General features: G+C 59.6%; 6 protein-coding genes. 1 reads left to right on the forward strand and 5 read right to left on the reverse strand.

What is annotated here, in order from left to right; translation table 11 throughout:
- Positions 1-67: 67 nt before the first annotated feature.
- On the reverse strand, positions 68-3,847 hold the full coding sequence (locus tag LA304_RS15670; protein WP_224504104.1) for a hypothetical protein: 3,780 nt from the start codon (positions 3,845-3,847) through the stop codon (positions 68-70).
- 635 nt (positions 3,848-4,482) lie between these two features.
- On the opposite strand from LA304_RS15670, the gene LA304_RS15675 reads away from it, so the two are divergent.
- A complete protein-coding gene (locus LA304_RS15675) occupies positions 4,483-7,971 on the forward strand; it encodes an AAA family ATPase (RefSeq protein ID WP_224504105.1) in 3,489 nt (1,162 codons plus the stop codon).
- 12 nt (positions 7,972-7,983) lie between these two features.
- On the opposite strand, the gene LA304_RS15680 is transcribed toward LA304_RS15675, so the two are convergent.
- The 4 genes from LA304_RS15680 to LA304_RS15695 are packed head-to-tail and all read right to left on the reverse strand — an operon-like array spanning position 7,984 to position 12,536.
- A complete protein-coding gene (locus LA304_RS15680) occupies positions 7,984-9,318 on the reverse strand; it encodes an amidohydrolase family protein (protein WP_224504106.1) in 1,335 nt (444 codons plus the stop codon).
- On the reverse strand, positions 9,315-10,187 hold the full coding sequence (locus tag LA304_RS15685) for an aromatic ring-hydroxylating oxygenase subunit alpha (RefSeq protein WP_224504107.1): 873 nt from the start codon (positions 10,185-10,187) through the stop codon (positions 9,315-9,317). The genes LA304_RS15680 and LA304_RS15685 overlap by 4 nt, the downstream gene beginning before the upstream one ends.
- Before the next feature lie 10 nt (positions 10,188-10,197).
- Positions 10,198-11,604, reverse strand: coding sequence for an 8-oxoguanine deaminase (locus LA304_RS15690; RefSeq protein WP_224504108.1), 1,407 nt, complete (start codon positions 11,602-11,604; stop codon positions 10,198-10,200).
- Positions 11,601-12,536: an ABC transporter permease gene (locus LA304_RS15695; protein ID WP_224504109.1), complete on the reverse strand. Its 936-nt coding sequence runs from the start codon at positions 12,534-12,536 to the stop codon at positions 11,601-11,603. The genes LA304_RS15690 and LA304_RS15695 overlap by 4 nt, the downstream gene beginning before the upstream one ends.
- Position 12,537 lies beyond the last annotated feature (1 nt).

Consider the following 12,537-nt stretch of genomic DNA (forward strand, 5'->3'; position numbering starts at 1 on the left):
GGTGGTCCCCCTCCACCGGCTCGGTTCTGCCTGAGGAGCTCTCGACGTCTTTCGAAGGCAGTCGGGCTCAGTCAGACAACATCGATGTGCTAGACCGTAGCGCAGAGCGCTGGAGCGCCTGCACGACAACATGAGGCGCCAAAACTTCGCGGGCTTTATCCGGTTCGTGAAAGTCCGCGACGGTGAGGTGGATCGAGGGTACGGGCGAAGCCGTGGTCGAAATCCGCGTGCCACTTTGAGTGCGTGCGATGTCCCATTTGCCGAAACTCGGGCGCACACGCCCGAAGGACAGGAGCCGGATTGAAGCAAAGACGGGAAACCAGACGAGATTTGCAACCGGCACAATGCGGTTGATGAAATCACGGGTACGGGCCGCACTCGTGTGGAAAATGACAAAGCCTGCGAGAAGTCGCTCGAACGAGGCGAACCGTGTCTCCTGCAGATGTTTCGCGAGGTCCGACCAATCACCGCGAAGGGAGCAATGCGGTTCCTCGCTCTTCACATTGGATGCCCCGACGAGAACAAAGCGATTGACCTTATGCGCCGTCGCAGGGTTGTGGCCCAGACCAATCACGGTCGCCCCGGCATTCATGTTGCGGACGCCGCGGGCGTGACTCGACGTCATACAGGCAGCGGCCTCTGCCCGTTCGCGTCCGGCCCATCGTCCGTCAGGGAGGCCAAGAAAGAGAACAAGCCCTCTGGAAATGCGGTGCCCATAACCGTGGAGCAATTCCCCGCTGCGCGAGTCTGCGGCATGGATCGCGGCGAAGCCTGCGAATTCATAGGAGAGTGAGAACAGCTTGCTCACGTATTGGGCCAGAACGTCTTTGACATATCCGGTCTCGCCAATGACGAGCGTCCGTCCAACAAAGACGCGATCCCATAGAGGGCGCCGTTCCACGAGCCGCAGCGCGAGCGTGAAAGCCGCGCCGGAGAAAAGGAAATAAGCCGTCTGCAATACGGGCGAAAGCCCTCTTCCGATGCCCGCATCTGTTTCGAATACGTTCCAGCCCGTCGTCTCGTGCATGAGGGACCAGAGCCCCAAGACCGGATTCCAGCCCAGCCAAAGCATCAGGAAGAGATGGATCGCCGTGCAAATGAACACGAGGGCGGGTTCGATCAGAAGGCGTGACAGGTATGTGCCTTCTTTGATCAGCGCCGCGTGTTCTGCGGTGTTGACCGACCAGCCCTCATCAGTGCTGCCGATGATCGACGCAGCGCGCGAGACCATCTGTTTCGAGAAGGTCTCAATCTTTGCCCGGTCGTTTTCGGTGGCCACGCATCCGAACGGATGCGCGACCGTTGTCGAAAAGAGAGCCTCTCGGGTCAGTTGCAGGAACAGCTGTGTCAGGGTCGAATGGAGCGCTGCCGCGCTCAGGGTCGCGGGCTCCGCCGTGCCCCAGCCGAAGCCGGTTGAGAAAATTCGCGCCTGCCAGTCCGCGCCGTCCTGCATGGATTGGCCCACGGCACGCCCCATGAGTGTATCGACCTCGCCGGTCATCGCAAACACGGGGCCGGTTTTTCCTCCCATGTGAAGAGACTGCATGAACTTTGTCGCGTCCAGCGTGTTAAACGTCTGGCCAGATTGACTGATCGCAAGAGTGACAGTCTTTTCGCCGATGGCGTATTGCTTTGGATCTTCACAAAAGGCCACGGCGTCGACGGCGTCGACCTCGAGCAGGGGAAAGGCACATCGAAGGTCCGCTACGAAGCGTTGGGCGAGGGCAAAGTTGTTCTCCAGGCCTATCACGAGCAGATCCAGCTCTACATTGCGGCGAGGCGATTGTGCGCGCTGTCTCTCCGTCGAAGCGTTTTGGAGCAGAGCGGCCGAGAATGCCGCTGCCGTGCGGCGGTTCATTGACCCCGGATCGTCCCAGTCGCGCAGCTGTCGGCTCAAAATTGCAGGAATTTGACGCATCTCTTCGAGGACGCGGTCGCCCTTTTTTCTGTTTTTTATCGTCTTATTTTCTAAATTTTGATCTGAAATAGGTGGAATTTTGATCCATCCGTTTGTGCGATCGCTCTGACGGCTTTTCTCAAGCATGTGTGCGGACAGGACATGCGTTTCACGGGCTGTCCAGCGGTTCAGGTTGGTTGTTGTCATCTGCGCAGCGGCAAGGCCCGGACGTACGGCAAGATGCACGATCTCTCCGTCAGACAAATCATAACGATACCGAACCCTGTCTTTTTTCCCGAACTCCGACGGCCCCCAAGCCTCCTTGAGTGCTGTGGTCTCTGACGCATACAGGACTGTGCCGGATGCGGGGTCGACGGCAATCGAGAGGGGCTGACGGTCCACCGCGAGCACCACCGACCCCGCTTCGACGGAGGTTGTCGTTACGAGGCCGAAAGTGCCCTCGGCACGGCTCATAAAGAGATGGGTCGCCTCGTAAAGATCATTGAAAAAGAACGCTTTCACTGCGTCCGACAGGAGATCATGGCGGCTTCTTTTGAGTGTGTCCGGCCATGATTTGGTCAGGTGTCGCGTGCCTTTGACTAGCTCGCTCAACAGTCGCTCCACTGCGTCTAGGTTCTTGTCGTGAAAGTCCTGAAGAGACTTGGCGCCGATCACTTGCGGCTTTTGACCCGTCCCGCCGTCGATCCAGACTTTGAAAACCTCGTCGCACATCTCGGCTAGGGCTTTCAGGGAGGCGCGGGGCAGCGCGGTTTGAGTTCTCATTGCATAAGAGAGACGGAGCGCGGCCTCCCACTGTCCCTGAGTTCTGAGCAGATCGATTGCGCCGGCAATCTTTGGCGAGTCCCCCCGCGCCTTATTCTGAACGCCGAGAACATCCCCCAACCAGTCGCCAAACGTGTCGGCATCGAGCGTTTCCCACGGCATGATGTAGCGCTCGAAGTCGCCGTTGTGCGTGATCAGATTTTCGACAAAGCGTTTCTCTCGGATGATTTTTGGACCTTGGAGCGACCAGACGGTCTTTTTCTTCGGCGGGGTCCAGCGGTGCCAGTGGGTTTCGATTTTTGCAGGCTCGCTTGATGTTCCGTAGCGGTAATGCGCGATGAGATGGAAAACGTCTTTCAACGGTTGTGCATTCCCGATGCGACACAGCGCGGCGTGACGGCCAAACGCACGCAAGAGAGCGCGGGTGAGATCGGCGCGTTTCTCATTGACGATCTTGACGCCGACGAACCTCTTGCGACCGCTCAAAACCGCAAGGCCGCCGGCCTGTTGGCCGCGAATGTCGGTTGCGTGCCCCATACGTTCTGTCATCGCGCGAAAGCGGCGCGGCAGAACGCCTTTGTCCGATGGGTCCCGTTTGGAGAGAATGCCGAAATTTCCACAAAAGACGGTGAGTTGGGCGCCCGTAATGAGCGTAAGGTAATCGGTCCAGGAGGTGATCAGGATCCACGCATTGGTGGCTGCGAACAACAGTGCGAACTGATGAGAGGGATTGGCGACCCCCCAAGAAGGGCGGAGGGCCGCCAGAGCCAGCAGCAACATCGCGATATTGGCCAGAGGACCGCCGAGAGCGATCAGCCTGCGACGCGCTGGCGTACACACGTCGATTTCCATTCGAGGGGCCTTTTCTAGGGGACAGACCCCGGGAATGAAGATCGGTGCGAAAGGACGGAGACCCTGAAGGGGCTGAGCCATCATATAAGATTTGAAATGGCGCCAGTGGTCTTCAGGAAGACAGAGTGCATGGCCTGCCCCATGCACGGCTGTGGCGAGGATCATGGCCGCGCGCAGGAGCGTCGGCACGAGAAGCATGTGCCAACCGAGCTCAAAATCCGCAACCAGAGCGAGCACAAGAGCCGCAATCTCCGGAAGGGAGTATCTAGGGAAAAGCCTCAATCGTCGGCCTGATGTCGGGACCGGATAGAACACTTTTTTCCTTTCAACTCACAAACGGCGACACGACCCTTGGCTCGACCCGCTCAGGTACGGAATGCGAAAATGTGTTAATTCAAAATGACTCACATACTCTCGCATGAGCACACTGAACCCTAGAAACGGGGCGTGGGCATATGGAGCAAATAGACAGAAATGACGTAGTGCATTTGCTCTAGGGTAACTGGGGTAACTGGGGCATGGAGCAGGCGAGGCAGGATGATTGTGGGAAATGTGCACTGGATTGCACACTATTTCGCCCACAATCGGACGCTGAACTCGAATTTTGTTTCGGTAGCGCGCGGCAGCTTGTCGCAGCAGAAAAAGGGTGCTTACCATTTTACCCAACGTAAAGTTTCGCTGGGAGGAGTGGGTGCTTGCCAATTAGAATGGTTTCGCAACACACCAATATTCAACGGAGCGTGTTGGTTTGTTTTTGTGTTAAGAATGCATTTCATTCCCATCCCGAAGTGAGAGTCTCAGACGTTTTCGAGAGTCTCTCCGACGCGGATTTTGAAAGAATTTTTGGGGCAACCATCAGCACGCAGGTCCGTCAGGACAGGTCGCGGCGCATTCTTCAGTTCGAGAGTCTGGAAGATGCCGTCTATTGTGCAAAGAGTGTCCAACTCGCGTTGTCGGAACAACGCGGGACCGTCACCCGTTTGGGGGTGGGAATTGCGAGCTCCGAAAAGTCCGACGAGACGTCGATACCAACGGTTATGATGCTGTCGGAGCGCGCACCCGCGAACGGTATTGCTGTTGTCGAGGGGCTCGTTCCGACGATCGAGAAGGCAGGCGGGGTGAAATTTGCGCTCGCCGGCAAGGTGCAGGTGAGCGAAGCAGCCGGAGAGGTGGATTTTCACACCTGGCTTGCGGTGAGCGCGAAAGACCGCTGGAACGGGTTGACCGAGCGCGAAAAAGAAATTGCGACGCATTACTCGAACGGAAGCACCTATCGCGACATCGCCGACATCATTCACCGCTCGCCATCGACCGTGCGAAATCACCTGACGAATATTTTCAGAAAGCTCGATATCGGCAATAAGCTGGAGTTACACCGTCTTATGTCGGACGCCCAAAATCGCGCGCCGATCGTGCCGTCGGGCGGGGCGGATCCTACGCGCTCCGACAAGCGGCCAGCACCTACGGCCACCGACGGTGGTGAGGCCTCCGAGCACGAGCAAATCCGCCATCTTGTCTTTCTCGCCGTTGATGTGGCTTGTGACGAAACAGATGCGCAGAATGATCTCGAGCGCGAGCGGGCCTGTTTCGAGCGTGTCAGTGCGCGGATATCTGAAGAGGTTCGCAAGGTCGGTGGAACAGTCATCTCGAACATCGGGAGCCGGATCGTCGCCTGCACCGGATGGCCTTACGCACATGAAAACCAGACAGAGCAGGCCGTCGAGGTCGCTTTGTCGCTCTTGTCTTCGGACAGATCCACCGGAGAGGCGCTTACGTCGTCGGCAACCCTGCGTATCGGGATTTCCTCCGGACGCGCGATTGTGTCGGATCTCAAGGAACATGGGATTTCCGGACAGGTTTTCCCCGGATCGGCTCTCCAGCGTGGGTCCATTCTGGTGAATGCATGCCCGCCGAATGGAATTTTGATCGACGCGGACACCTATGCTCCAGTTCAGGGGGCGGTCGACGCCATTGCCCCACCTGACGAGATTGCAGCCCGTTTGTCCGGCCCGGTTCAGGCGCTTTTGATCACGGGAAGCGGCCTTCAAAAAGACCGTTTCTCCAAACGCACCGCGCCGCAAATGTCGAAACTCGTCGGGCGCACAGAGGAACTCGGACTGCTGGTCAAGTATTGGCGCAGCGCGCGGGACGGCAATGGCGAGGCTGTCCACATCTCTGGTGAGGCCGGAATTGGCAAATCGCGGATCATGCGTGAACTCTGCGCTGTCGCAGAGGCACAGGGGGCCGAGACAGTCCTGTTCCAGTGCGCGCCCGAGCAGAGCAACACGCCGCTGTTTCCGGTGATCGCACAACTCAACGCGGCCATCGACATGCGCGCCAAATCGCCAGGGCCGCTGTCATATGAGGAAAGAGCTGCAATCCTGGGGGAAATCGCCAGAGAACGGGATGTCGACACCGTCGTGATGGAGGCGCTCCTCGGCATGCCGAGCAGTTCACCCCACGACCCGTTTCATAAAATGACAAAGATGATGCAGCGCGCTTATGCGCTGAACTATTTGACGGAATGCATCCTGAGTTCGGTGGATACACAGCCGATCATCTTAATTTTTGAAGATATTCACTGGGCGGACCAAACCACACTCGAATTGTTGGACCGGTTGATTGCGGCGGCAGAAAATAGGCCTGCCCTCGTTCTCTTCTCCTCTCGCCCCGCCGAATTCCACAACCAACTCGAACACGCCAACCTCACCCGCCTCGAAGTCTCGCGATTGTCGAGCAGCGAGGCGCGGCGCCTTGCCGAGCAGTTCATATCTGGCGATGGCGAGGTGGATCAAGGCGGTCTCGACTCTGTCCTGAAGCGCGCTGACGGGATACCGCTGTTCGTCGAAGAACTCGCCCGCGTCGCCAAGGTAGACCGAGGCGCAGATGACGTACCACGCACGCTGCTTGGGCAATTATTGATGCGTGTCGATGAGTTGCCAGTGGAGCGAGACGTGCTCGTCGCCGCTTCTGTGCTTGGTCGGACCTTCTCACTGCATCTTCTCAGCCAGTTGACGGGGCGCTCCAATGCGAGACTCATGGAGTCGATTTATGCGCTGCGAGACGCGGGTATCCTCTTTGCCGTCCGCGGCGGGAAGGAAGGCACCTTTAACTTTAAGCACGCGTTGATCCGTGACGCCGTCTACCAAAGCGCAACCGAGTCGCGTCGGCGGGATTTGCACCGTGGCGTCGCAGAATGTCTTTTGGCGTATGATCCGCAAAGTGGCGCGAGGAACCCGGAGCTGCTCGCCGTGCATCTGTCGAAGGGCGGCGAACCGGCGCGCTCGCTTCCGTATTGGATCGCGTCAGCCCGCGCAGCATTAACAAAAGCCTCCCACAAAGAGGCGCTTGCCTTCGTGCGGCGTGGTCTGGATGAGGAAAAACGCGCGAAACAGACGCCACAGACCCTGTCGGACGGGATTGATCTCAGGTTTCTGGCCTATGCGGCTGGTGGGCTTCAGGGCGGGCCCGATGCGCTCGTGACGCTCCTCAGAGAGGCCGATGATTCTGCGCAAAAGATCGGGGACGATCGCCGGCGTGCAAAGGCACTCTCGTCTCTCACCTATCTCCTCGCATCTGCGGGTTTGGTGGATGAAGCGATTTCCGTCGGAAAGCGAAGCGTATCCTTGGTGACGGGGATCGCAGACAACGACATGCGTGTGATGTCCTATCTCATGCTCAACCGCGCACTCTACGCCAAAGGGGCCTTCGACTCCGCGATCGATGTCGCGCGCAAAGGGATCGAGTACCTTGGCGATGCCTGGTGGGAGGATCATCGCGAAGTCGGGCTTTTGAACCAGTATTACAATGCGATCGGGTGGCTCATTCTCAGCCATTCCGAGAAAGGCGATTTTGAGGAGGCCGCCGACTATGCGCGTAAGGGTGAGTCACGCTTTGCCCTGATAACCGGCTCGACTTTACATGAGCGGATCTGGCTGTCTCACGCGGTCGGGCATCTTCATCTCGTGCGTGGGGATGCGGCGGCAGTGATCGATGAGGTTGAGCCTATCATGGAACAGTCGCTGAAAAACTTCCCGGCTTACGTGCCCCGGCTCGCGTCTTCGCTGGGCGTGAGCCTCGTGCGGCTCGGCAGGGCGGATGAGGGGCTCAAGTGGCTCAAGGACGCAGATACGACGGCAGGCAAGTTGTCCTTCCGGTTCGGCCATGCGCAGGTGCGGACAAAATATGCCGAGGCGCTGCAATGTGTTGGTGACTATCCCACGGCGCTCGAACAGGCGAGATCCGCATTCGATCTGGCGCGCGCCACGGGAGAAAAGGCGGCCGAGGCCTGGGCGCTCTGTATAAGCGGTGAGATCGCACAGGCGCTCGGGCGACTTGATGACGCCCGGGCTTGGCTCCAGAAATCACAGGAAATGGCAGGTGCGATGAAAATGGACCCGCTTCTCTCCCGCATTCAGGAAGCGCGCATGACGCTCTGAGGCAAGATCACCTCAGACACGTCGCACCCCGTCTGTCCAAACCCGCACGATGTTGGGTTTGGACACTGTGTAGAGCATCTTTTCGAGCTTTCGCAGGTCCGTATCCTCCGGCCAGAACCGAACGGTGCCCTCTTTGCGCGTCGGGTCAATGGCGAGGGCATCGAGCTTCATACCAATCTCGAAACTGCCGACCGGTAGACCGAGCGCGTCTGCGCCTCCGCGGGTCGCGAGGAAGAAAGCCTCTTTGAAATCAATGCGCTGATCGCCCGTGCCTCGTGTCTCGGCGGGTGTGTTGGCATCCACGCCGCTTTCGAGAATGCGGGCTGCACTGATCCCCATCCGCGCGGTTTCCCAGATGGAGCCGGACGGGCCGCCGGAAATATCGGAGCCAAACCCGACCTCCAGCCCTTTCTCGAGCGCGACGCGGAGCGGAAAGACAGCACCGGCGAAATAGGCGTTCGACAGCGGGCAATGTGCGACGCCCGCGCCGTGGGAGACCATCAGGTCCATGTCACTCTCGGAGAGATGCGTGCCGTGGGCGAAAACGGCGTTCTCCCGCAGGAGGCCGAAGCGCTTGAACGCCTCCGCGTCTGAGCATCCGCAACGATCCTGAACAAACCCGTGCTGCCAATCGCTCTCCGAGACATGGCTCTGAACATGCGCGCCAGTCGCTTTGGCGAGCGCTCCGAGCCCTTCGAGGCAGGCATCGGTGCAGGACGGAATAAAGCGAGGTGTAATCACCGGATGCACCATCCCGTCATTGTTGGGCAGCCCACGGATGAAGTCGATGACCTCCCGCGTGCCTTCGATGGCCTCTTCCGGCGAGGCATCGCGATAATAGGGCGGGCATAGCTCCGGATCGTCCATCGCGACCTTGCCCACGAGTGCGCGCTGGCCTTTCGCGAGGCAAATCTCCGCGAGGCGTTTGGTGGCCGGCACGTGGATCGTCGCGAAATGCAGCGCAGTGGTGGTGCCGATGGCGAGCATGTCCTCGATGAGTGTGCTATAGACCTCATCTGCGTAGCTGAGGTCTTCGAACCGCGCTTCGAGCGGGAAAGTGTATTTTTGCAGCCAGTCCTCGAGCGGTTCATCCAATGCTGCGCCGAGTTGGGCGTATTGCGGCGCGTGGACGTGGAGATCGACGAGACCGGGGATAAGGAGCCAGTCTTCGGGGAGATGGATCGCCCCCGTCAGGTCTCCGTCCGGCTCAATCACCGTAATCACGCCCGCGTCGTCAATCGTCATGACGGCATTCGTGAAGGTCTCTACGACGCCGAGTTTTGGCGCATGAAATCCGGAAAAAACGACCTTACACCCGCGCAGATCGCTCAGGTCAGGCGTGCTCATGCCGCTCTCTCGTCAGTGACAGCCGGCCCGAGGGTCGTGCCATAGACGCAGCCCTTTTCCTTGAGCCAGCGGCGATAGGCGATAGAGGAGGCATCCGCGCGGGTCGGAGTTTCTGTGCGCGGTTCTAGTGGCAACAGAAGAGGGCGCTGGTTTTCGAGGATGATGCGGTCTTGCAGGAAAATCACCTGCTGGAAGGCAATCAGATCGGCGTCCGAACTCTCCTCGTCCAACAGGAACATGAGCGGATGCGCGCGGCACAGGCCCGGCTCCATCGGCTGCACGAAGAGGCAGATCACATCCCAGCGCTCATCCGAGATAGGGCAGGTCTTGTAGAGCAGCACCGTGAACGGCGTCGTCACGCGATAAATGTAATCGGTGCGAATTGCGCCCTGTGCGGATTTGGCCGCCTGCGGTTGGGTAAAGACGCAGTCGGTCGCCCACACCTCATCCACGTCGCGGCGGATTTCGCATTTGTATTTCTCGACTTCGGGATGCTCCTCAGAGCCGAGGATATCCGTGTGAACGAACGGAAAATGCGCCATGTCGAGGAAGTTCTCGATCACGCGCGGGGCGGAGGAACGCACTTTGACGACGCCACAGGGGACATAACGGCGGTCAGGTTCGTCCGCCTCGGAAATCTCTGGCACATCGGTGTTCGGATTGCCGAGCGTGGACCAGACATAGCCATAACGCAGTCGGACGGGCAGGGCGCGTGCGCCAGTCGTCTCATGCGCGGTCACAGTAGGGGCCTCGCCGCCCGTCAGGGAAAGATCAACGCCCAACAGGCGCGTGGTCATGCCCTCGCTCGGAATTTCAGCGATGTTCTGGATGCAATACCATTGATCGAGCGTGGCTTTATCGAGTGTCATGAATTGCTCCTCAGGCGTAAATCCGGTCCATCGTATCCGCATGATCGCGCAGAGCGGCGTCGATATCCAGACGGGTAAACGCACCTTTTTCGACAACGGGCACCCCGTTGATGAAAGAGTAATCAACATCGAACGGACCGCACATCACGAGCGCGGCAAGCGGATCACGCTGCGTGCCTGCCATGCCGAGGCGCGTTCGCTTCACGGCGATGATGTCTGCGGATTTGCCGATGGCAATCTGGCCGATGTCGTCGCGGCCAAGGAGTTTCGCCCCGCCACGCGTCGCCATCCAGAGCGACTCCCGCGCAGACAGCGCCGTCGGCGTGCCGCCAAACCCGCCGCGCCCGCCAGGGGTCTCCGACAGATACCGATCCGGCGCAACGCGTTGGAGAAACTGGGCAAAGCGGACTTCGGAGAACATGTTCGACGTGTCGTTCGAGGCAGAACCATCGACGCCGAGGCCCACCGTGACGCCCGCGTCCAACATCTCCCGCGCCCGCATGATCCCGAGGCCACACCGCATATGCGCAGAGGGGCAAAAGGTCGCCCCTGTGCCCGTCTCGGCAAAGGCCTTGATCTCCGCGTCATTGAGGAAAATCGCATGGGCAAACCAAACATCCGGCCCGAGCCAGTCACAGCTCTCCGCATAGGCAACCGACCGCATGCCGTAGGTTTCGAGGCAATATTCTTCCTCGGAAAGCACTTCGGCGATGTGGGAATGCAGGCGTACACCCTCATAGGAGCGCGCGAGTGCGGCGGCGTCTTTCATCAGACCTTGGGTCACGGAAAACGCCGAACAGGGCGCGAGGACAATGCGCGTCATCGCGTGATCGGACATGTCGTGATAGGTGGTGATCAGTCGTTCCGCGTCTTTGAGAATGGCGTCTTCGTCTTCGACACAGCTATCCGGCGGCAGACCGCCCTTGCTCTCCCCACGGCTCATGGCGCCGCGGGCGGCGTGAAAGCGCATCCCCATTTCTTGGGCCACGCGAATGGGCGTGTCGAGTGTGCAATCGTTGGGCATGATGTATTGGTGATCGGAACTGGTGGTGCACCCCGACATGATCAGCTCCGCCATCGCCATCCGCGACGCGGTCTCCATCGCCCGATCATCGAGCCGAGCCCAGATCGGGTAGAGCGTCTTCAGCCAGACAAACAACTCGTCGTCCTGCACCATCACGCGGGTGAGGTTCTGATAGAAGTGGTGATGCGTGTTCACCATCCCCGGCATGACGACGTGGTCGGACATGTCGAGCACGCGGTCCGCGCCTTCGGGGCATTCCGACATGGGGCCACAGGCGGCGATCACCTTGTCGCGGATGAGGACAAACCCGTCGGAAATTTCAGTGCCCGCGTCCCGCGCCTCTCCATCGAATGTGGCGAGGTGCGAGACGTGTTTGAGGAGGGTGGTGCTCATCGTTGATCCCGATAGTAGGGTTGGGTGATGCCTTCGGGCGCGGCCATCAGGCGACGCATCCTTTGCCATGTGATGACGGGCACGATCATCAGGGCCATGGTCCCGAGGTAGGGCAGCATCGACAGGAAGGACGCCGCGACAGGCCAGTTCCGCGCCTGTCCGACAAAGCCGAGCGCGGTGACAAAGCCGAACAGCAGCCCCGCGAGTACGGCGTTGATCGGACGGAACCCTGCGAAGATCACAAGTGCGACGGCGATCCAGCCACGACCTGCGACAACACCTTCGGACCAGCTTGGGACGAACGAGAGGGTGAGATAGGCGCCCGCGCCCGCCGCGAGCGACGCGCCGAGAGACGTATACCAAAACCGCATCTTCATCACCGGAATACCCGCCGCATCCGCCGCCGCTGGATTTTCACCGACTGCGCGCATGTTGAGGCCATGACGGGTATAGAACATCATGTAGTGAAGGGCGAGCGGCAGAGCGAGGAAGATGATATAAACTAAGAGGTTATGGCTAAAGAAGGCCCGCCCGAAGAACGGCAGATCGGAGAGGAGCGGGATATGGATGTCCTCGAATGTGGCGGGGACGGGCGAGCCGGAGAAGGGCTTGCCGATGGTGGCCGCCATACCTGTGCCGATGTAGGTGAGCGCGAGGCCGCAGAGGACTTGGTTCGCGCGGACGACGACGGTCGCTGTGGCAAAGACCATCCCTGCGCCAAGGCCCACGAGCAGCGCTACGATCAGGCCGAGCCACGGAGAGCCGGTGCCAACGACGGTCGCGACCGCAGACATCGCCCCGAGCGCAATCAGGCCCTCAACGCCGAGGTTCACAACGCCGACACGTTCCGCGAGCACTTCGCCCAAAGCGGCGAGCGCGAGAACGCCCCCCGCGAGAAAGGCCGTTTGAATGAGACCTGCGAGAATATCCATC

The sequence above is a fragment of the Celeribacter litoreus genome (genome assembly GCF_020165855.1).
Taxonomy (GTDB): domain Bacteria; phylum Pseudomonadota; class Alphaproteobacteria; order Rhodobacterales; family Rhodobacteraceae; genus Celeribacter; species Celeribacter litoreus.